This window comes from Pseudoalteromonas sp. Scap25, from assembly GCF_013394125.1.
Classification (GTDB): domain Bacteria; phylum Pseudomonadota; class Gammaproteobacteria; order Enterobacterales; family Alteromonadaceae; genus Pseudoalteromonas.
In genome coordinates, this window is the sequence record NZ_CP041327.1 from 1,526,491 (window position 1) to 1,546,731 (window position 20,241).

The 20,241-nt window shown below is 39.6% G+C and carries 20 protein-coding genes; 14 read left to right on the top strand and 6 right to left on the bottom strand.

Going from position 1 to position 20,241, the window contains the following annotated elements:
• Positions 1 to 91 precede the first annotated feature (91 nt).
• Complete coding sequence (locus FLM54_RS06955; protein WP_178955961.1) at positions 92 to 1,057, bottom strand: integron integrase; 966 nt, start codon at positions 1,055 to 1,057, stop codon at positions 92 to 94.
• A 246-nt stretch (positions 1,058 to 1,303) separates the two neighbouring features.
• Between FLM54_RS06955 and FLM54_RS06960 the strand changes: the two genes are divergently transcribed.
• The gene (locus FLM54_RS06960; protein ID WP_178955963.1) at positions 1,304 to 2,092 is read left to right on the top strand and encodes a trypsin-like serine protease; all 789 of its coding nucleotides are present in this window, start codon (positions 1,304 to 1,306) and stop codon (positions 2,090 to 2,092) included.
• A gap of 400 nt (positions 2,093 to 2,492) precedes the next feature.
• On the opposite strand, the gene FLM54_RS06965 is transcribed toward FLM54_RS06960, so the two are convergent.
• A complete protein-coding gene (locus tag FLM54_RS06965) occupies positions 2,493 to 3,647 on the bottom strand; it encodes an IS110 family transposase (RefSeq protein WP_178955965.1) in 1,155 nt (384 codons plus the stop codon).
• A gap of 314 nt (positions 3,648 to 3,961) precedes the next feature.
• Between FLM54_RS06965 and FLM54_RS06970 the strand changes: the two genes are divergently transcribed.
• The 7 genes from FLM54_RS06970 to FLM54_RS07000 all read left to right on the top strand — a co-directional run bounded on the left by FLM54_RS06970 (position 3,962) and on the right by FLM54_RS07000 (position 7,595).
• Positions 3,962 to 4,378: a hypothetical protein gene (locus FLM54_RS06970; protein ID WP_178955967.1), complete on the top strand. Its 417-nt coding sequence runs from the start codon at positions 3,962 to 3,964 to the stop codon at positions 4,376 to 4,378.
• Positions 4,379 to 4,609: 231 nt separating this feature from the next.
• Complete coding sequence (locus FLM54_RS06975; RefSeq protein WP_178955969.1) at positions 4,610 to 4,969, top strand: hypothetical protein; 360 nt, start codon at positions 4,610 to 4,612, stop codon at positions 4,967 to 4,969.
• Positions 4,970 to 4,987: 18 nt separating this feature from the next.
• Positions 4,988 to 5,344 carry a hypothetical protein gene (locus FLM54_RS06980; protein WP_178955971.1) on the top strand — a complete coding sequence of 119 codons (357 nt, stop codon included), beginning with the start codon at positions 4,988 to 4,990 and terminating at the stop codon, positions 5,342 to 5,344.
• A gap of 258 nt (positions 5,345 to 5,602) precedes the next feature.
• Positions 5,603 to 6,001 (top strand): hypothetical protein, encoded by a 399-nt coding sequence (locus FLM54_RS06985; RefSeq protein WP_178955973.1) that lies wholly within the window; start codon positions 5,603 to 5,605, stop codon positions 5,999 to 6,001.
• A gap of 140 nt (positions 6,002 to 6,141) precedes the next feature.
• Positions 6,142 to 6,792: a membrane protein insertase YidC gene (gene yidC, locus FLM54_RS06990; RefSeq protein WP_178955975.1), complete on the top strand. Its 651-nt coding sequence runs from the start codon at positions 6,142 to 6,144 to the stop codon at positions 6,790 to 6,792.
• 27 nt (positions 6,793 to 6,819) lie between these two features.
• On the top strand, positions 6,820 to 7,245 hold the full coding sequence (locus tag FLM54_RS06995) for an N-acetyltransferase (protein WP_178955976.1): 426 nt from the start codon (positions 6,820 to 6,822) through the stop codon (positions 7,243 to 7,245).
• Between the two features lie 110 nt (positions 7,246 to 7,355).
• Complete coding sequence (locus FLM54_RS07000; protein ID WP_054200833.1) at positions 7,356 to 7,595, top strand: DUF3955 domain-containing protein; 240 nt, start codon at positions 7,356 to 7,358, stop codon at positions 7,593 to 7,595.
• Between the two features lie 9 nt (positions 7,596 to 7,604).
• Here FLM54_RS07000 and FLM54_RS07005 read toward each other — a convergent pair whose 3' ends face one another.
• A complete protein-coding gene (locus tag FLM54_RS07005) occupies positions 7,605 to 8,237 on the bottom strand; it encodes a trimeric intracellular cation channel family protein (RefSeq protein WP_075169453.1) in 633 nt (210 codons plus the stop codon).
• Positions 8,238 to 8,527: 290 nt separating this feature from the next.
• Entirely contained in the window at positions 8,528 to 9,544 is a 1,017-nt protein-coding gene (locus FLM54_RS07010; RefSeq protein WP_138687080.1) for a LacI family DNA-binding transcriptional regulator, read from the bottom strand.
• Between the two features lie 292 nt (positions 9,545 to 9,836).
• Here FLM54_RS07010 and glk point away from each other — a divergent pair, with 292 nt between their 5' ends.
• From glk to FLM54_RS07040, 6 genes are all read left to right on the top strand, one after another.
• Positions 9,837 to 10,835, top strand: a complete 999-nt coding sequence (gene glk / locus FLM54_RS07015; RefSeq protein WP_138604847.1) for a glucokinase — start codon at positions 9,837 to 9,839, stop codon at positions 10,833 to 10,835.
• 29 nt (positions 10,836 to 10,864) lie between these two features.
• The gene (locus tag FLM54_RS07020; protein ID WP_010389842.1) at positions 10,865 to 11,878 is read left to right on the top strand and encodes a LacI family DNA-binding transcriptional regulator; all 1,014 of its coding nucleotides are present in this window, start codon (positions 10,865 to 10,867) and stop codon (positions 11,876 to 11,878) included.
• 338 nt (positions 11,879 to 12,216) lie between these two features.
• Positions 12,217 to 14,067, top strand: coding sequence for a phosphogluconate dehydratase (edd, locus tag FLM54_RS07025; protein WP_178955978.1), 1,851 nt, complete (start codon positions 12,217 to 12,219; stop codon positions 14,065 to 14,067).
• 33 nt (positions 14,068 to 14,100) lie between these two features.
• Positions 14,101 to 14,733, top strand: a complete 633-nt coding sequence (gene eda / locus FLM54_RS07030) for a bifunctional 4-hydroxy-2-oxoglutarate aldolase/2-dehydro-3-deoxy-phosphogluconate aldolase (RefSeq protein WP_138569579.1) — start codon at positions 14,101 to 14,103, stop codon at positions 14,731 to 14,733.
• Complete coding sequence (gene gap, locus FLM54_RS07035; protein ID WP_008110546.1) at positions 14,730 to 15,734, top strand: type I glyceraldehyde-3-phosphate dehydrogenase; 1,005 nt, start codon at positions 14,730 to 14,732, stop codon at positions 15,732 to 15,734. Before eda ends, gap begins: the two co-directional genes overlap by 4 nt.
• Before the next feature lie 136 nt (positions 15,735 to 15,870).
• Positions 15,871 to 16,995 (top strand): sterol desaturase family protein, encoded by a 1,125-nt coding sequence (locus tag FLM54_RS07040; RefSeq protein WP_138569581.1) that lies wholly within the window; start codon positions 15,871 to 15,873, stop codon positions 16,993 to 16,995.
• 220 nt (positions 16,996 to 17,215) lie between these two features.
• On the opposite strand, the gene FLM54_RS07045 is transcribed toward FLM54_RS07040, so the two are convergent.
• Positions 17,216 to 17,929 (bottom strand): YebC/PmpR family DNA-binding transcriptional regulator, encoded by a 714-nt coding sequence (locus FLM54_RS07045; protein WP_008110544.1) that lies wholly within the window; start codon positions 17,927 to 17,929, stop codon positions 17,216 to 17,218.
• Positions 17,930 to 18,095: 166 nt separating this feature from the next.
• Complete coding sequence (locus tag FLM54_RS07050) at positions 18,096 to 20,174, bottom strand: M13 family metallopeptidase (protein ID WP_178955980.1); 2,079 nt, start codon at positions 20,172 to 20,174, stop codon at positions 18,096 to 18,098.
• Positions 20,175 to 20,241: the final 67 nt, after the last annotated feature.

A 20,241-nucleotide genomic window follows, 5' to 3' on the forward strand; every position in this document is an offset into this window, starting at 1 on the left:
TTTTGGTTAAAGTGCTTTTATTGCATTGCCCCAAGTTATAGCTCATTTTTAAAGCTTATTAGATTAGATAAAAGTCCTTTAAATTCATACTTTATAATATTTTACTTAGTGGGCTAATTACCCCATTCGCGCCTTGTTGTAAAACATGCGTATATATTTGCGTGGTGCGAACATCGCTATGGCCGAGTTGTTCTTGCACGGTGCGTATATCTGCACCAGATTCAAGTAAGTGGGTAGCGAACGAGTGCCGTAGTGTATGGCAGGTAACATTTTTTTGAATTTTTGCCAGCTTTGCTGCCTGTTTAATTGCTTTACGAACCGTTGTTTCATCAATATGGTGGCGACGCAGCTTTTTACTTTCTGGGTCCATGCTTAACTGGGCAGAAGGAAACAAATATTGCCAGCTCATTTCATAAGGAGCCGCTGGGTATTTTCTAGCTAATGCATTCGCAAGCCAGACACCGGCATAGTCTGTTGCTTGTTTGTCTCGATGCCAGTAGTCATTTACCAAGTGACTTTGGCTGCGCAACAACGGCAGTAGTTCGAGTGCTAATGTTACTCTGCGGTTTTTATTGCCTTTGCCCTGCCAAATCATTAATGAGACATAGTCATAATCGACATCTTTTACCCGTAGCCTTACAGCTTCCATTAAACGTAGACCACTACCGTAAAGTATCTGAGCGATAAGTTTATACTTTGGATCCATTGCCAATAATAAACGCTGTATTTCTTCACGGGTCAGTACTACCGGTAATTTAGGTGACACGAGTGATTTATTAAAATTCATTTCAAGTGATAACGGTCGACTAATAATATGACGGTATAAAAATACCAAAGCATTTAAAGCCGTTGCCTGAGTTTTCATTGCAACATTACGCTGATTACTTAAATAAGATAAGAATTGCTCAACCTCCGACTCTGCCAATTGCGCCGGATGTTTTTTACCATGGTATAAAATGTAAAATTTTATCCAATATTGATAAGTGTCTATAGTACGCTTGGCATAACGACGCGTTATCATAAAGTCACGGATTGATTCTAAAAATATAGAAGGCATAATCTGCTCTAGCTGGTGCTGTATATAAAAACAGTAGTTGTATTTAGTTTTTTTTCAACAACTCGCGGGATTATTTCTTGTATTTTACAACAACAAAAAAACAACAAATATAAATCCCTTGATTTACATTTAGATACAGAGTTAAACTTAAAGTATTAAAAAATAAAAGGATTTTATGTCTACAACTTGCGGGTTTAGATCCTTTGAATAAGCTGTAAGCTACCCATCAATGAACATGGACGTAATATGAAAACTTTATTTATCTTATCCATTATTTTCTTTTCTACATGCAGCAATGCTGTAGTGAAGAGACATGATGTTCCCCCTGAAAATTATGTCATTGATAAAATGCCTGAATACCTAATAGATATGCCCCATGAAGGACATGGTGTATTAATAAGTTCACAATGGGTTGTAACTGTAGCGCACACTATTTTTTATGATTATGTTGGCAAAGATTTATTAATTGGTTCAAAAGAGTATGAAATTGAAAGCGTTCATATACACCCAGATTACACTCAACCTAATAAAAATTTACTTAAAGGTGATTTGGCGCCCTTAATGGATTTTTTCAAATCTAGAAGTGATATAGCGTTAATCAAATTAGCTTCAACTGTTAGCGGTGTAAAACCAATCAATATATATTCTGGTAAAAGTGAAAAAGGCAAAACAATTACAGTCTATGGTAGGGGGGCTACTGGGAACGGATTAACTGGCGAAGACCCAGATACTAAATCTCTTCGTGTGATGAACCAGTTTCAAAATATTATTAATAGCGCGGAAGGTAACTGGTTAACATTTACATTTGACGAACCAGAAAACGCATTGCCACTTGAAGGCATGCATGGTTCAGGGGATAGCGGAGGTGCTTCTGTTATCTTTCAAGAAGGCGTCCCTCTTCTTGTAGGTTTATCAAGTTGGCAATTAGGGCATGGCGATATATCTACTTTTAAAGGTGGTTTGTATGGTACTACTGCTTATCAAGTTAGGGTGTCAAATTACTATGACTGGATATTAGGTGTATTGGGTAGCTAACAAGCTGTTAAACAAGGACAAAAAACAGTTGGTTTTTGCTCCTTCGTCGCTTATTTTAACCAACTATTTTATTGCCTGTTAACAGGGCGTTGGTATGACTCCCACTGTCAAGTTAAGCACACTGATCCTTGCCTAACTTTTTAAGCCATAATTACTTTAGCTCGAATTAGAGCGAGTTAATACATAGGATGAAGCAAGTAATGTCGTCGGTTATCTTGCTGATATTCGTTGGTTATTACTATTTCTAGTAACAGAGCAGACCTTACTTATTTCGTCGTGGCACCTGTCTTCAGTCTATGTTCGTGGTTCAATGCAGCGTTAGCTGCATTGCCATCCTAACGCCGTCGGTGGTTGTGCCACACCCGATGCTTGATCCCATGCATTAACTCTAATTCGTTTATCATGCGGGTACTCTTGCCAATCTCAGTTTTGTATTCACTGGCGTAAGCACCACTTCTTTAGCAATGGCCCATATGTACGCAATCATTTCTCGGGCAATTGCAGTGACAACAAGGTTGTAGTGTTTCCCTTTGGCTATCATTTTTTTATATCGCTTGCAGAGCCTAAGCTGTGCTTTCCACGCAATATCAATAATGTCCTTTGGTAAACCTTCTTGTCGTTTTTGCATATCTGTGGATATATTTGCTGCATAGCGATAAGTATGTGCACCTTCCACAAGAAGGCGCCTTGCTCGGCCGTTCCCGCATTTTGTGATGGCGCCAATATGGCGTTTGCCACCACTCGAGTGTTCACTGGGTACAAGACCGAGGTAACTCATTAATTTGCGGGGATGGTCGAATCGCGATAAATCGCCAAGCTCAGCCACAACGCCAGTGGCGACCAACAAACGAACACCACGCATAGCTTGTATTGCTTTTACTACAGGGTAATATCGCCATTGATGGACGTGATGTGTTAGCTCATTGTCTAGCCGTTCAAGTCGGCTTATTCGTTCATTAATCGTGTGAAAAAACTCTTGTAAAACGATGTGCTGCGCGGGATGTGGCAACACAAGCTCAGTGAGCCAACGTAAATGCTTTTGTGACCAATTTGCAGTGCCTTTGTAATTAATATTATTACGAAGCAGCAGTGCTTTTAATTGATATTTAGCATCTTTTAAATCTTTCATGGCTACTTCGCGTGCGCGAGATAAATCACGTACAGCTTCATCTTCAGGCTCGGGAACATAAATAGGTGTTAAATCTTCAGATTTAAGTAATTTAGTGAGCTTAAGGGCATCACGTTTATCGGTTTTAATCTTCTCGCCTGGTTTTTTAGGAATAAGAGACGGGGCAACCACATAACAGCAATGGCCAAGGCTGGTAATCAATCGATAAATCCAATAACCACAGGGACCTGCTTCATAAACAAAGTGTAGCGTTGCGCCAGGGTATTTAGATTCGAACTGACGAACAAGCTTTTGAACGGCCACTTTTGAAGAGGGAATTCGGCCAAGATGAACAGGTTGAGCGCCTCTATGTTCTTCAATATAGGCGACTTCATTGAATTCTTTATGTGTATCAAGACCGATAAAAAGTATGCTATGTTTATTCATGTTAGCCTCTGCTGTATAGTTATTTGACAAACTAATTATGGCTCTGGCTTTGAATTAAGCTAACCCACGAAAAGCGGAGGCTAACACCGTGTGGGAGTCATTATGTCTATGTTTCAAAGTGTAGTGGTCAACTAATTTTGGTCACAGTTTTAGAGTCTTTGTATCTAACCTCAGATTCGTTTGGTGCTAAACGGGCATTATAATGATGTGGTCTAACGTTGTTGTAATATCCGTTGATATAATCACTCACACTATGTTTAGTCATCTAATATTGTACGCCGTTATTGCGGCTTTTTTATAGCAAGGAGGTTGCTTTGAGATATTTAAGCATGTTGCTATTCGCACCTTTAATAATATTTCCGGCATTAGGCGTTGTATTTTTATTCGCTAGTATTTTCTCAGTACAACTAGGTGTCACCCAAAGTGGACTCTGGGAAGCTTACAAGATGATCAGTTTTTTTGGGGGGGTGATTGCATATATGGGTAATACAGTAATTGGTATTCCTATCATTTTCATTCTTGATAAACTTAACCGTTTAACTTATTTAAATATAATGAGATGTTTACTTTTTCTGGCCTTAGTCTTTGTTATAAAGGACGGTCGCTTATTTTCTTTTAATATTTTTTCACTCGATAGTGCAAAGTGCTTATTGTGGAAGTACCTTAGCGTACTTTACTTTTCTATATGTGTTGCAACTATTGACTATCTTATGGTTAAAAATAAGCAATAGGAAGGCATGATTTATGTTGTGCTTATTAAATTTTTTGATAAGTGTGATTGTTGTGAATTGAATATTAGGTTTACTGTGTACATTGTTGGTTCAATAAAAACAAAGCTTACACTCATCTTAATTTCTTTGTGATGAGTGTCATGTTAGGGTTGGTAAATTTTGTGACGCAGGTTCATTAAGAAGTTAAGGTGGCTATCACTATATGCTCTTTTACAGTGTTAAGGAAAAAGAATGAGCCTTCCCGATTTTTTTATAGTCGCTTTAGGGCTTACTATTTTTATTTTATTTTTTATAATATTAACACCGATGCTGTTTTTTATTAAAAATGGAAAATTAAAAAATGTGGAAAATATTCTTGATGATGGCAAGGCTTTTTATTCATTAAACATCCTAACAGCTGGAATGGGAATATTGCATTACGCTACTGTTTTCTTTTGGGGCAGGCATGCAAAGCGGTATGACTTATTTGATAAAAGACAGTTAGTACCTAAAAGTGTGCAGCGATGGTTTATCGTCTATTTTTGTTTGTTTATGGTGACGTTTGCTTTATGTTTTATTGCTGTTTTGATTGTACATTTGGGGTTAGGCTAAAGTTGGTCACTTGTACTAATGCAATTAATTGATCCATCTTCCATTCAAGTCATTTCAGCATACTTTTTTTTCGGTGGTTGTATAGGTGTTTTTATTTGGATTGGTTTGGTTATTTACTTAAAAACTAAGTGGTTACCATTACTCGAAGAAACTCTTGATGATGGTGTTAAGTTTTATAGCCTTAACATCTTTTTATCCGCTAGCGGAATTCTACAATACGCTACGGTTTTTATTTGGTCCTTTCATGCTAAGCGTTACGGAATGTTTGAAAAAAGGCAGAGTATACCTAAACATATTCAAAAGTGGTTTGTTTTTGCTTTTTTTTGGTTGATGTTTAGTGGGGCATTAATAGTAATATCTGCTGTTATTACTTAAGTGTATGCTCAATAAAATAAACTTATAAGATAATTGGATTTCTTACATATACAGAAGTAAGAATGTATTTAGGAATTTAATTATGATTAAGTTTATAGCTGGCAGTTAGGATGGGCGTCATTGAATTCTTTATGTGAATGTTTATTCATATTAACGTTTGTCGTTTAGTTAATTGACAAACTAATTATGGCTCTAGCATTGAATTAAGCTAACACCGTGTGGGAGTCATTATCTATAGGCATCTACGCAGGATACTTAATGGAGCCAGATTACCAAAACTATAGCCTCCAAGAGTTATTGGAGGCGCGCAGCTCAATTGATCAGCAAGCTTACCCACTTCGGTATTTTAAAATTTGCCAACAGATTGAGGTTGCGGCCAACAAGCCTCAAGAACGACAAGTTCTCAAAGACCGTGACTTTTTTTCTAGGCTCGTTTTCGTAAAAGTCATCACATCTTTGCTCAGCATAATTTTAGCTAGCAAATTATATTATGCTTTTTCGGAGGGGTATATTTCTTGGAAAGGAAATACTGACTATTTTGTCCAACAAAGTCCGCAGACATACTATTTTCTTGTTGCAGTGCATTTTTTCTTTTTAGGCATTTTTTTAGTTTTAGTATTTACAAACTGGTGGATTAAAAAGCACAATGCCAAATAAAGTTTTAGATTCGAATTTGCTCTTTCCCCCGCTTAAGTTGACTCTAGATCATAGCAACCTATTTTTAGTTTAAAATAAATTATTGACATAATATGTCGTAATGGTTACTTTTAATACATAATATTAAAAGGAAAACTAAAATGGAAATTTGGAATTTATTTACTGATTTTATTGTGCAATCAATCACCTTTTTTACTCAAGATGTGGGCGTAAGCCAAGCGGCTGCAATTATTTTGTTTACCGTTATTGGGCGATTAGTTTTAATGCCGATTAACCTTGTCGCTATGGCTAATATGGTTAGAAATAAAAAAGCAATTGCCGCACTAAAACCTGAGCTAGATAGCATAAAAAGCAACTATAAAAACCAGCCCAGCGAAATCGCAAAATTAACTATGGCGTTGTATAAAAAGCACAATATTAAGTTTATCGATAAAAAAAGTGTGATTAATATGGCAAGCCAAGGTGTATTTGGCCTTGGAACTTTTCAGGCTCTGCAACAAATTGTATTTAATAGTAAGTTTGCTTGGATTGCCAGTATTGCAAAGCCTGATATTGCGCTTTCGTTATTAGTGGGGGCTATTACATATTTATCTATGATGATGATGCCAGGTAGCGCAGAACAAACCAGCACCTTATTGTTCCTAATTCCCGCAATTATTTGTGTGGTTACTCTCGTTAATTTTCCTTCTGCAATTGCTTTGTACTGGGCTACATCCAGTAGTACTAGCTTGTTGCAGTCATTATTAGTAAATAAATATTTTAAAAACCAGCAAACACAACAAGTTTTGTAAAGGTCGCTAAACAAAGGAATGACAATAATGAATATGTGTTATCAACCCACAGCTGATTTAATGGCATCGGCACTGTTAACCTACACCAATATGCGTGGATATTATGAGCATTATGGTGTTGATTGGCAGCAACTTAAAATATGTGAGCAAATTTCAGACCTTGAAAATTGGGATGTTTTGTTAAATGGCGATGTAGTGGGTGCAATGCGCTTGGCTTTTGATAATGAGGGTTGCTATATACGTGACCTACAAGTAGATGCTGCGTTTCAAAATATGGGTATTGGTGCAGCAGTAATTAATGAGGGGGCTCGTTTAGCTGTGCTCCAAGGTGCTATGCAACTTAGGCTTCGGGTTTTTAAAATAAGCTCTGCGCACAAGCTTTACACACGTTCAGGTTTCAACATAGATAAAGAAGACGACAGATTTTATTATATGTCTAAAAGCTTAGTTTAATGGCTGTGACTTTTATTTTAAAGAAGTAATATTGCTCAGTCATTGTAGATTAATATTCGCTCATTCAAACTGCTATCCCGACAATTTAATAAAATATTTATGGATAGATTATGCGCTTTTTTACAAACAAAACAGCCACATTGAGTGTTTGCTTTTTATTGCTTGGCACGGGTTTTATGCTGATAGAAAACAGTGTGTATCAATATGTTGATCATAATGGTGTTCTACATGAAAGCGTGTTTATGCCCTTGAGCATACTGTGTTTTGCTTTGGGAGTTCTTTTTGTGGTTAGTTTGTTAGCCCGAAAAGTATTCGGGCTATTTAAAAGTGCTAGGGCAGGTGGGCATTAACCGCTGCTGTTATTGCTCATTATTTAAATTAGCGGGCTCTAATAAATTAAATGTTGGTAAGCGCCATTTAAAGCGTACCGACGCCATACGAATTAAATAGCCTACTACTAAACTTGCAACCACGCTGATATTGTCATCAATGTTGTAGTGGTGCAGTGCTAAGTATAAACACGCGACTATAAGTGCTACGCTTGCGTAAAGTTCATGATGAAGTACTAATGGTGCTTGGCGACAAATTAAATCTCGTAATAATCCACCAAATACACCTGTTACTATAGCTGCGACCACACAAATTCCATAGTGCAAACCCATATTAAGTCCAACTTGGCAGCCAATAATACTAAACGCAGCAAGCCCTAGTGCATCTAGGCGCATAAATATGCCTTTAAATTTAACCACCCATTTTGCCAACCAAGTGGTAACAATACCGGCTAGGCAAGTGATCAGTAAATATTCTGGGTGTTTTACCCAAGTCAGCGGGTAGTTACCTAATAAAATATCTCGCACGCTACCACCACCAATAGCTGTGGCACTGGCTACTAACATAACACCAAACCAATCCATGTTTCTGCGCCCAGCGCTAAGAGCACCGGTCATGGCTTCTGCTGTAATACCTATAATATAAACGATGGTTAATAGCATGAGATGATCGCTTGAAGTTTTAACAATAAAATAAAAACAGGATTGTAGTGATAAAAGTATGTATTGACGAGTGAAAAATTACATTAAAAACAGCTGCTTTCAGATTAAAAAAACTAATGTGATGGCGAGGTGTGACTAGCCTGTTAATGTTACGAAAGCACCAGCTTTAGTATTGAAAGAAAAAAGGACAAATGACCGTAAAAATGCAATAAAGCCTGAATTAATTTAAGGTAAAAGAGCGCTGTCGTCTTTAATTTTGTTGCTTCTTAAAAGTGGTTTTACTGAATGAATTAGCTTGAGCCACGTGCAATTAAACGCGGTGGTAGTAGGGTGCTTTGCACTTGCTCACCCCTAATGAGCTTTAATAGGTTTTCAACCAACATTTGCCCAGCAATAGTGGTATTTTGTTCTATGGTTGTTAGCGGCGGGTTAATATAACTGGCAATAGATATATTATCAAAGCCGATTACGGCTACATCTTTTGGTACGTTAATATTGGCTTCTTTTAATGCCCGTATTGCGCCAATTGCTATAAGGTCGCTGGCTGCAAAAAGTGCATTAAAGGTAATGTTATTAGCAATTAACGAACGAGTGGCATGATAGCCTGATTCTTCGGTAGAGATAGCATTGGCAATTTTACGCTCATTAAGTGTAATGCCATTTTGTTGTAACGCGTCTTTAAAGCCATTAAAGCGGGCAAAAAATTCGGGGCTATGATCAGAGGCATCACCTATAAACGCGCAATCTTTGCGATTATGTGCCAACAAATGCTCAGCGGCTAGCTTTCCGCCTCCATAGTTGTCGCAGCTTATGGTTAAGTCGGGGCGGTTATCAACACTTGCTCCCCAGCAAACAAACTTGGTGTTTTGTTCAAGCAAAGTATTAAATTTAGGCTGAAAGTCTATATAGTCGCCATAACCTAATAAAATGATGCCATCTGCACGGTGACTGTCTTCATAGTCTGCCTGCCAATCAGCACTGGCCGATTGAAATGACACAAGTAAATCATAACCCTCTTTAGCGCAGGCCCGAGTAATACTGCCCAGCATAGCTAAAAAAAACGGATTTATTTGCGATTCGTCAGAGGTAGGATCTTCAAACAACAATAACGCTAGGGTGCTGCTTTGTTGAGTGCGCAGGTTACTGGCGTTTTTATCAACTTTGTAATTAAGCTTTTTGGCAATGTCATGAACTCGTCTTCGGGTTTCATCATTTACCAAAGGACTATTTCGTAAAGCACGAGAAACTGTAGATTGAGACACCCCAGCATAATGGGCTATATCAAATGAGGTGGCTTTACCTTTCATCACGATTACTTACTTAAGAGGACAATAAGGGGCTATTCTCGTTTATTAATGATTTTTTTCAAGCTTATTTGTCAATAAAGGCATTTTTTTATTGATTTTAACATGACACCGGTGTCACAATGAGGGTGTTTTATCATTTTGTTGTCAAAACGTATTAGCTACCTTTATTATTAAAGGTAGCCTTTTTTTACAGTGATAGCTGCTTTGAGGTGATAGCTCAAAGTAAATAAGTATCAATGGATACCCCATTAAAATAATAAGTACTCATTACTTAAACAAAAGAGATAACACTATGGGTTTACACTCTAGCACACACTTTGAGCCTATTCTGGTTGCCGATATAGGCGGTACAAACGCCCGTTTTGCATTGATAACTGGGTTCGACGAATCAAGTAATCAATTTACCATTGAACATAACCATACGTTTCCAAGTGCTAGTTATGGATCACTCGAGAGTGCCACTGAGTATTATTTATCAACAGTGTCTCATATAAATCCTAAGCGCGCATGTCTTGCCGTAGCAGGTCCAATTAACGCAGGCCAAGTTCACTTAACTAACTTAGGTTGGCACTTTAGCGTTAATGATATTAAACATCATTTTGACTTTGAACAATTAAGCATAATAAACGACTTTGCTGCTTTTGCTTACGCTGCTCCGTACTTAGACCTTTCTCAAAACGTAACGGTTAAACCTGGCCAAGCAGATGACACTGCTAATATTGGTGTAATGGGACCAGGTACAGGCTTTGGTGCTGCGTGTTTAGTGCGTACAGCACATTCGTGTGCGGTAATGAGCTCAGAAAGCGGCCATATTTCACTGTCGGCCGTAAACGAACTTGACGCTCAACTTATTCAAGAGCTTAAAAAAGACCACCCACATGTATCGGTAGAAACGGTGTTTTCTGGCCCAGGCATTGCTCATTTATATAAAGCTATGGCGGCGGTTAAAGGGGTGGCTGCAAAAAATTTAGATGCGGCGCAAATTAGCAGCTTAGCCAATAGCGGTGAATGTGAAGTGTGTGACGCAACGCTTAATCAGTTTTGCGATTGGATTGGCAGTGTTGCTGGCGATTTGGCGCTTGCTTATGGCGCTCTTGGTGGGCTTTACATTGGTGGTGGCATATTGCCAAGAATGCAGGCTCGTTTACTAGAAAGCCGTTTTATTGAGCGTTTTTTACAAAAGGGCATTATGTCGCAATATACAGGCCAAATTCCGGTCACTTTAGTAACACAAGACAACATTCCTTTAATTGGTGCTGCCGCGTGTTTGCATACGAGTCAACAGGTTTAATTACGTTGCATACATTTGGAAATAAATAGATGAAAAAAGTCACTATAAATAGCGTTGCCAGTTATGCCGGTGTATCTAAAAAAACAGTATCGCGCGTATTGAATAACGAACCAAATGTGAGTGCGGCCACACGTGAAAAAGTATTAGCGGTATTTAAAGAGCTTGATTACACACCTAATCCCATTGCTCGAGGACTTGCACAAAACCGTAGTTTTATTATTGGTTGCTTATACGACAATCCAAGTAAAAGTTATATTACCCGTGTGCAAACAGGCGCATTAGCTGCATGCCAAGAAAACAACTATAACTTGTTGATTCACCCTTGTGAGCTCAGAGGTGATGCACTCATTAACAACATAGAGCAGCTATTGCAGTCATCACGCCTTGATGGTTTAGTGCTTACGCCGCCATTTTGTGACTTTTCAGAGTTGGTTGATTTTTTAAAGTCTAAAAAAATTCCTTATGCTCGAGTGGCTTCTGCTATTTTAGAAGATGACTCTATTTCTGTTACCAGTAATGACGAGCAGGGCGCATTTGAAATTACCGAACATTTAATAAACTTAGGGCATACCTCTATCGCGTTTATTAAAGGTCACCCAGATCACAGTGCTACACAGCAACGTTTTAAAGGCTACAGGCGCGCACTAGCAAGCCATGGTATTGAATTTAACGAACGCTTAGTTGAAGAGGGGAACTTTAGTTATCACTCAGGGGTAGACAGTGCGCGTAGTATTTTAGATTTATCGCCACGCCCTACGGCTGTATTTGCATCGAATGATTACATGGCAGCAGCCGTTCTTAAATTAGCTACACAGCGTAATTTACGTGTACCAGATGACATTTCTATTGCTGGCTTTGATAACGCCCCCATAGCGCGTCATATTTGGCCAGGCCTAACGACTATAGCGCAACCTGTAGAAGAAATGACAAAACAAGCTGTTACCCAGTTAATTACCCACATTATTGAGCCGCAAGAGTCGCCTTACAAAGTGATTTTAGAAGCAAAATTAATCACGCGAGAGTCAACCGCAGCCGTAAAATAAAACCGCTTTTTCACAGTAGCCCGAGTATGAGTGACGCTTACTCGGGCTTTTTTTATCTGCATTTTTAATCTTCATTATTTGCCGCTGGTATTTCACTAAAAATTCACGTTTATTTATTGTACATGTTAAAAAAAAGGACTATTTTTATTACTCAGGGTTGACACCGGTGTCAGTGTCATGCGTTAATACCCTGACACCGGTGTCAGGGTTGTTGTGAGAGGCTCCCTGGTAGCGTACCTTTGAACGGGTAAGTCAAAGATGCTCAGTACAGTTATTTTCGTGGAGTCTATAATTGTTACTGAGCCTTTATCCTCTAACGAATAGAGATGAGTAAAATTATGTTGCACCCTCGAATTCAAGAAGTCACAGAACGCGTTATTGAGCGCAGTAAACAAACCCGTCAAGCCTATTTAGATCGTATTTCGCACGCAAAAAAACAAACAAGAGTTCGTGCTGGTTTAGGTTGTGGCAATATTGCCCATGTTATGGCTGCGTGCAGCAGCGATGACAAAGCGCGTTTAAAAGCAGATGAGGTGCCAAACCTTGCAATTATTAATTCATACAACGACATGTTATCTGCGCATGTGCCTTACAAAGAATACCCAGATTTAATTAAAAGCATTGCCACTAAATTTGACGCAACCGCGCAAGTTGCTGGCGGTGTTCCTGCGATGTGTGATGGCGTTACCCAAGGGCGTGACGGCATGGAACTATCGCTTTTCTCTCGTGATGTTATTGCTATGTCTACTGCGGTTTCGTTATCGCATGACGTGTTTGATGGTGTGTTTTGTTTAGGTGTATGTGACAAAATTGTTCCAGGCCTATTAATTGGCGCTTTATCATTTGGCCATTTGCCTGTGTATTTTTTACCAGCAGGACCAATGCAGTCAGGTATTCCAAACAAAGACAAAGCACGTATTCGTCAAAAGTTTGCACAAGGCTTAGTATCTCGCGATGAGTTATTAGAGGCAGAAAGCGCATCTTATCACAGTGCGGGTACGTGTACGTTTTATGGCACTGCAAATTCAAACCAAATGTTAATGGAAATTATGGGCTTACACTTACCAGGTAGCTCGTTTATTAATCCATACACAGAATTGCGTGATGGCTTAACGGGTAATGCAGTTGAGACCATGCTCAAGCAGCTTACAGAAAACAAAGATGGCCCGTGTTTAGCGGATGTGATCAGCGAAAAAACCATTATTAATGGCCTCGTTGGTTTGCTATCAACTGGTGGCTCAACCAATCATGCAATCCACATTGTGGCGATTGCAAAAGCGGCTGGTATTCAGGTTACTTGGAAAGACATGTCTGATTTATCAGCGGTTGTACCATTACTGACGCGTATTTACCCTAATGGCTCAGCAGATGTGAACCATTTCCAAGCAGCCGGTGGCATGGGCTTCTTAATGCGTGAATTAGCCAGTGCTGGCTACCTACATACAGATGTGACTACTATTTTAGGCGAAGGTCTTGCACCTTACATGTGTGAGCCACTGCTTGATAAAGACGATAACTTGATTATGAGTGATGCCAATGGCCCTAGTAAAGTTAAATGGGTTGCGTGTCCTGAAAACTCACATGATGAAGAAGTACTTCGTCCTGTAAGCAATCCATTTAGCAAGCAAGGTGGTTTACAGCTACTAACTGGTAACTTAGGTAAGGCGGTTATTAAAGTATCAGCCGTTGCAGAATCTCATCAAGTGGTGTCAGCACCAGCTAAAGTATTTAGCTCACAAGGTGAGTTACAAGACGCTTATACCCGTGGTGAGCTTAACCAAGATTTCATTGCTGTTCTTAAAGAGCAAGGCCCTAAGGCTAAAGGCATGCCAGAGCTTCATAAGCTCACGCCGGTAATGGCAACATTACAAGATCAGGGTTATAAAGTGGCCATAGTTACCGACGGACGTATGTCGGGTGCATCAGGCAAAGTACCAGCGGCAATCCACTTAGCACCTGAAGCGGTAGAAGGTGGCATTATAGCTAAAATCCATGAAGGCGATATTGTTACTTTAGATGCGCCAAATGGTATTTTAAAAGTGCATGTAAGCGACGAAGAGCTTGCACAGCGTGAGCTACAAATTAGCCAAGCAAGCCAAACATTTGGTACAGGCCGTGAATTATTTACTGGATTTAGAAATATCGTAAGCAGTGCCGATTTAGGTGCAAGTGCTTTTGGACTTGAATAATAATTAGCCATATTGGGTAATGAGGAACAAGTAATGAGTATTGAAAAAATCTTAGCATCGGCACCCGTTGTGCCAGTGGTGGTAATCGAAAAACTAGAAGATGCTGCACCACTTGCAAGAGCGTTGTATAACGGTGGCTTAAAAGCACTTGAAATTACACTGCGTACACCAATTGCTGCACAAGCTGTAAAGTTAATGAAAGCTGAAGTACCAGAGGCATATGTGGGCACTGGCACGGTGGTTGATAAAGCAAGCTTTAACGCGTCAGTAGAAGCGGGCGCTGACTTTATGGTGAGCCCTGGTGTAAGTGATGAACTGTTAGCATTGGCAAAAGAGTCAACTATCCCTTTTTTACCCGGTGCAGCTACCCCAAGCGAAGTGATGAACTTGGCAGCGCATGGCTTTAAATTTTTAAAGTTTTTTCCTGCAGAAGCCGCAGGCGGTACAGCGATGATTAAGTCGATTGGCGGCCCATTACCTGATATTACTTTTTGTCCAACTGGTGGCATTAGTTTAGCGACTGCCCCTAATTACTTAGCACTTAACAATGTTATTTGCGTAGGTGGTACGTGGATGTTAGATAAACAACTTATTGAAAATAAAGACTGGCAAGCCATTGAAACGCTTGCTCGCCAAGCATGTGAAGTTAATAGGAGTCAAAAATGATTAATGTAGCAATTAATGGCTACGGCCGTATCGGTCGTAATGTATTGCGTGCACTGTACGAATCAGCGCAAAATAATGAAATTAAAATTGTGGCTATTAACGATTTAGCCCCAGCTAATGTAAATGCTCATCTGACTCAGTTTGACTCAGTACACGGTCGTTTTTCACAGCAAGTAACGCTAAAAGACAACACCATGCTAATTGGCGATGATGTGATCACGCTAACGCAAGAACGTGATCCTGCTAATTTACCGTGGAAAGCACTAAACGTTGATATTGTGCTTGAATGTACGGGTTTATTTACTTCTCGCGAAGCAGCTAACAAGCACATTGAAGCAGGCGCTAAAAAAGTAGTGGTATCGGCTCCTGGTACAGATATGGATGCTACCGTAGTTCACGGTGTAAATAGCGATGTAATTAATGCCGATAGCAACATTATTTCTAATGCTTCATGTACAACCAATTGTTTAGCGCCTGTTGCTAAAGCAATTAACGATACGGTAGGAATTGAACAAGGTAGCATGACCACCATTCATGCTTACACCAACGATCAAAACTTATCTGACGTATACCACCCAGATTTATACCGCGCGCGTAGTGCGACTCAATCTATGATCCCAACTAAAACGGGTGCTGCAAAAGCGGTTGGATTAGTTCTGCCTGAACTTGCCGGTAAACTAGATGGCATGGCGGTACGTGTACCAACAATTAATGTGTCGTTAGTTGATTTAACATTTATTGCTAAGCGTGACACAAGTATTGAAGAAATTAACCAAGTAGTTAAAGATGCTGCGTTTGGCTCTATGAAAGGTATTTTAGAGTACAATGAGCTGCCGCTTGTTTCTATCGACTTTAACCATAACCCAGCATCATCAATTTTTGATGCAACGCAAACGCGTGCTGATGGTAAATTAGTTAAAGTAATGGCGTGGTACGACAACGAATGGGGTTTCTCAAACCGCATGTTAGATCAAGTTAAAGCGCTGGGTGCTTATTTATAATTTTTCCGTGTAGTTAAATTTTACTTTATCCAGCCAAGCCACGCACTGCGTGGCTTTTTTTGTGTTTTAGTTAGCCCAAAGTTTGCTAGAATGTGCGCATTAGAATAGGGAACTGCATATTATATTAAGGAAAATAATGCTAAAACATGTCACTAAAAAAATATTTCGTACTAGTCACCTGCAAATTGGTGAGGGTAATATCAGTGGTTATATTGCTTGCTTTTTAGCGATATTAAGTTGCTTAGGAGTGCTTGCATTCCACTTTCCGGAATATTTAACGACTCCAGAACTACGCAAAAGCTATAGCGTCGACTTTTTACGTCAGCTCATGTTTGTTGCTCTTATTATTTCCGGTAGCTTAGGGTTACTTAATTTTGTACGAAATACGAATAAGCGCTTAGGGGCAACTGCGTGGTTTTTTATTGTACTGGCCATTAGCTTTGGTGGCCCGAATGTTGAAGTAAATGACTTTGCAGATAACACTCCTTATATTGGCTTAGATTGGTTTATATTAGACTTACTAGGCTCTACCTTAATTTTTATCTTAATTGAAAAACTACTTCCGCATCGAAAAGAGCAAAAAATACTTCGTAGTGAATGGCGCGGGGATTTAAACCACTTCTTTGTGAATCACTTAATAGTTGGCTTTGTATTACTGGTTACTAATCATTTTGTTCATTATGGTTTTGGTTGGGCGGTTTCGAGCACACTGCAAGCTTACATAGCGCAAATGCCGTTTATACTACAGCTATTTTTAATTATTTTGGTGGCTGATTTAATGCAGTATTGGACACATCGTGCTTATCACGAAGTGCCATTTATGTGGCGATTTCATGGTGTGCATCACAGTGCCAAAGAAATGGATTGGCTAGCGGGCTCCCGTCAGCATATTTTAGAAATACTGATCACCCGTAGTTTAGTGTTAACCCCTATATTTGTGCTGGGGTTTTCACAGCAAATAATCAGCTTATATGTAATTATTGTTGGTTTTCAAGCCGTATTTAATCATGCAAACGTGAATGTAAAATTTGGGTGGTTAAAATATTTTATGGTTACTCCGCAGTTTCACCATTGGCACCACGCATCCGATAAAGCTGCCATTGATCGAAATTATGCAGCCCATTTCTCGTTTTTAGATTATTTATTTGGTACTGCGGTAAAAGGCCAAGCAGAGTGGCCTAAAGAATATGGTGTTGTCGGGGACTACATGCCTGTAGGTATGTTAAAGCAACAAATTTACCCGTTTAAAAAACAAAAATAGTCTGTAGTTTTAGATTGTGGCCACAAGATTCATGGCCGCATACAACTATAAAAGCCAACAGACCCTAGTTGTGAGGGGTTATCAATTAACTAATCCATTCTACAAATAACAAAAAGGCCAACTAAGTTGGCCTTTAAACATAACCTATCGCAAGTAAACTCAACGCAGTTGTCGCTGAAGATAGATTTACTATCCAGAGCTCAGATTATTTGCTTAACGATTAAAATTGAGCGTTGTGGTAAACGTTTTGTACGTCGTCACAATCTTCAAGCATGGCTAAAAAGCGCTCCATAACTTCAACGTCTTCGCCTTCAATAGGGGCTTCAACTTGAGGTACAAAGGCAATTAAGTCTTCGTCAAATTCTGTCACACCCATTTCTTCAAGTGCTGTGCGGGTATTGTTGTATTCAGTGTGCGGTGCAAATACGGTTACTTTGCCGTCTTCTACTTCAACGTCGGTAACATCAACATCTGCCATCATCAGCGCTTCAAGTACGGTTTCATCGTCGTCACCGTCAAATACAAAAATAGCAAGGTGATCAAATAAGTGTGATACCGAATTTTGTGCGCCAATTTTAGCGTTTGCTTTGGTAAAACATACACGTACATCAGCAAAAGTACGTTTGTTGTTGTCGGTTAAACAATCAACAATAATCATGCAATTACCTGGGCCGTAACCTTCGTAACGCGTGGCTGCATAGTCTTCACCGCCGCCGCCTTTAGCCTTATCAATGGCGCGTTCAATTACGTGAGCCGGTACTTGGTCTTTTTTAGCACGTTCAATTAAACGACGTAGTGCTAGGTTTCCGTCTGGATCAACACCGCCATTTTTAGCACAAATATAAATTTCTTTACCGTATTTTGAATAAACTTTAGTTTTAGCACCCGCAGTTTTAGCCATTGAATCTTTTTTGTTTTGGTAAGCTCTTCCCATCTGCGTTTCGCCTTAATATGTATAAATAATTGATAAAAATTTGCAAGCCCATATTCTAAAGGTAAATGCCGGGCAGGGCTAGTAAGTATTGTTAGTAGCCAAAAATAAAACAACCCGCATAAGCGGGCTATTTATTTGTTACAAACGATGAACGGTTGTCAGGGTATTACCAAATACGAACGCGTTCTTCTTCTGGTAGGTACAACTCATCACCTGGTTTTACATCAAATGCTTTATACCAAGCGTCGTGGTTACGAGGTGCTTGTGCTCTAAAGCGACCTGGTGCGTGAGTACCACCACGTAATTGGTTTAACATGCTTTGCTCAGTACGTTTTTCTTTCCATACTTGTGCCCATGCTAAGAAGAAACGTTGATCGCCGGTTACACCATCAATTACCGGTGCTTCTTTACCATTTAGGCTTAGTTTGTAAGCATGATAAGCCATGGCTAAACCACCCACATCACCAATATTTTCACCTAAGCTGTTGCGGCCATTTACAAAGTTACCTGGAATTGGTTCGTATTTGCTGTACTGAGCTGCCAGTTTGTCAGCTTTGGCATCAAAAGCAGCACGATCTTCATCAGTCCACCAATTACGTTGTATGCCGTTAGCGTCAGATTTTGAGCCTTGATCATCAAAACCATGACCCATTTCGTGGCCAATCACAGCGCCAATGCCACCGTAGTTTACTGCTGGATCTGCATTTGGATCGAAAAACGGTGGTTGTAATATAGCGGCAGGGAATACAATTTCGTTAAATGAACTATTGTAGTAAGCGTTAACACGTTGTGGTGTCATGCCCCAACGATTACGATCGGTCTTTTTCAGCTCTTTTTCTACACTTTCAGCCTGGAAAAACTCACGCATATTTTTTACATTAGCCATTAAGTCATTGTTGCTAATGCTTAAGCCTTCATACGATTGCCATTCATCTGGGTAACCAATTTTTGGCACAAATGCCGCTAATTTTGCACGCGCGTTCACTTTTGTTTCTGCACCCATCCAATCTAAGTTATCAATACGCTCACCAAGGGCTGTGCGTAAGTTTTCAACAAGCTCAGACATTTGTTGCTTAGATGACTCAGGGAAATAACGATCTACGTAAATTTTACCAATTGCAAAGCCTAATGAGCTGGTGCCTGACATTTGGCTGATAGCGCGTTTCCAGCGTGGACGTGGCTCTTGTTGACCATTCAATTCTTTACCAAAAAAAGCAAAATTGGTGTTAAATATCTCTTCAGACAACAGCTCAGCGTTACCATTAATTGCATGATACGTTAGGTAGTCTTTCCATACGCTTAAATCTTCGTTATTGATTAAGTCAATCATGGCTTTAACAGGTTCAGGCTGCGATACGTTTAATTGTGGTACTTTATAACCTGTTTGCGCAAAGTATAAATCCCAGTTAAATCCTGGGTATTGTGTACTTAACTCATCGCGTTTTACTTGGTTTAGGGTTAAATCACGATTACGGCGTTTTTCACGAGGCCAATGACCTTCTGCAATTTTGGTTTCAAGCGCTAAAATCGCTTGTGCACGCTCTGTGGTATTATCAACCCCTGCAAATTTAAGCATATCGGCAATATGTGCCACATACGCTTCACGAGTTTTTACAAAACGTTCTGCATCTTCAAGGTAGTATGAGCGATCGGGTAAGCCTAAGCCACCTGCACCTAATGACATTTCGTATTTATTGGGATCTAAACGGTTAAACCACATACCGCCGCCAAGTGGTGCACTTACACCCGTAAGCCAAGATTGGCCAAATACTTTTGCCAAATCATCAGTAGAGGCAACCGAATTGATGTCGTTAAGCAACGGCTTAATTGGCGTTATACCAAGTTTATTAAGTGTCTCGGTATCCATGTACGAATTATAAAAGTCAGCGACCAGTTGCTCTTCGGCGTTTAAGTTTTCACGTGCTGCAATGTCTTCAATAATTTCTTTAACGCGATCTTCACTGCGCTCAGCTAGCGCAGAGAATGCACCGTAGCGGGTTTTATCTGCTGGCATTTCGTAGTTGTCGTACCATGAACCACTGGCGTACATGAAGAAATCGTCGCCTGGTTTTACAGCTTCGTTACGCGCAGTTAAATCAACTCCAAACGTGCCTAATTCGGCTTGCTTTGTTGCTTGTGGTTTTTCTGCAACTGCTGCTACTTGCTCAGTTTTTGTTGTTTGTGGCTCAGAACAGCCGGTAATAAATGTAGCGGCGAGTGCCGCTGCAATTAAACTTTTTTTCATTACTTTCCCCTATGAATTCACGTTATTTAATTCGTTATATATTTTTGTTATAAAAATAGCTACTTGA

Excerpts from the sequence above, each read along its gene's own strand:
- edd (WP_178955978.1), top strand. The coding sequence starts at position 12,217 with ATGTTGCACCCTCGAATTCAAGAAGTCACAGAACGCGTTATTGAGCGC.
- FLM54_RS06955 (WP_178955961.1), bottom strand. The coding sequence starts at position 1,057 with ATGCCTTCTATATTTTTAGAATCAATCCGTGACTTTATGATAACGCGT.
- FLM54_RS07020 (WP_010389842.1), top strand. The coding sequence starts at position 10,865 with ATGAAAAAAGTCACTATAAATAGCGTTGCCAGTTATGCCGGTGTATCT.
- FLM54_RS06985 (WP_178955973.1), top strand. The coding sequence starts at position 5,603 with ATGGAGCCAGATTACCAAAACTATAGCCTCCAAGAGTTATTGGAGGCG.
- gap (WP_008110546.1), top strand. The coding sequence starts at position 14,730 with ATGATTAATGTAGCAATTAATGGCTACGGCCGTATCGGTCGTAATGTA.
- FLM54_RS07010 (WP_138687080.1), bottom strand. The coding sequence starts at position 9,544 with ATGAAAGGTAAAGCCACCTCATTTGATATAGCCCATTATGCTGGGGTG.
- FLM54_RS06960 (WP_178955963.1), top strand. The coding sequence starts at position 1,304 with ATGAAAACTTTATTTATCTTATCCATTATTTTCTTTTCTACATGCAGC.
- eda (WP_138569579.1), top strand. The coding sequence starts at position 14,101 with ATGAGTATTGAAAAAATCTTAGCATCGGCACCCGTTGTGCCAGTGGTG.
- FLM54_RS07045 (WP_008110544.1), bottom strand. The coding sequence starts at position 17,929 with ATGGGAAGAGCTTACCAAAACAAAAAAGATTCAATGGCTAAAACTGCG.
- FLM54_RS06980 (WP_178955971.1), top strand. The coding sequence starts at position 4,988 with ATGCAATTAATTGATCCATCTTCCATTCAAGTCATTTCAGCATACTTT.
- FLM54_RS07040 (WP_138569581.1), top strand. The coding sequence starts at position 15,871 with ATGCTAAAACATGTCACTAAAAAAATATTTCGTACTAGTCACCTGCAA.
- FLM54_RS06975 (WP_178955969.1), top strand. The coding sequence starts at position 4,610 with ATGAGCCTTCCCGATTTTTTTATAGTCGCTTTAGGGCTTACTATTTTT.
- FLM54_RS06965 (WP_178955965.1), bottom strand. The coding sequence starts at position 3,647 with ATGAATAAACATAGCATACTTTTTATCGGTCTTGATACACATAAAGAA.
- yidC (WP_178955975.1), top strand. The coding sequence starts at position 6,142 with ATGGAAATTTGGAATTTATTTACTGATTTTATTGTGCAATCAATCACC.
- FLM54_RS07005 (WP_075169453.1), bottom strand. The coding sequence starts at position 8,237 with ATGCTATTAACCATCGTTTATATTATAGGTATTACAGCAGAAGCCATG.
- glk (WP_138604847.1), top strand. The coding sequence starts at position 9,837 with ATGGGTTTACACTCTAGCACACACTTTGAGCCTATTCTGGTTGCCGAT.
- FLM54_RS06995 (WP_178955976.1), top strand. The coding sequence starts at position 6,820 with ATGAATATGTGTTATCAACCCACAGCTGATTTAATGGCATCGGCACTG.
- FLM54_RS07050 (WP_178955980.1), bottom strand. The coding sequence starts at position 20,174 with ATGAAAAAAAGTTTAATTGCAGCGGCACTCGCCGCTACATTTATTACC.
- FLM54_RS07000 (WP_054200833.1), top strand. The coding sequence starts at position 7,356 with ATGCGCTTTTTTACAAACAAAACAGCCACATTGAGTGTTTGCTTTTTA.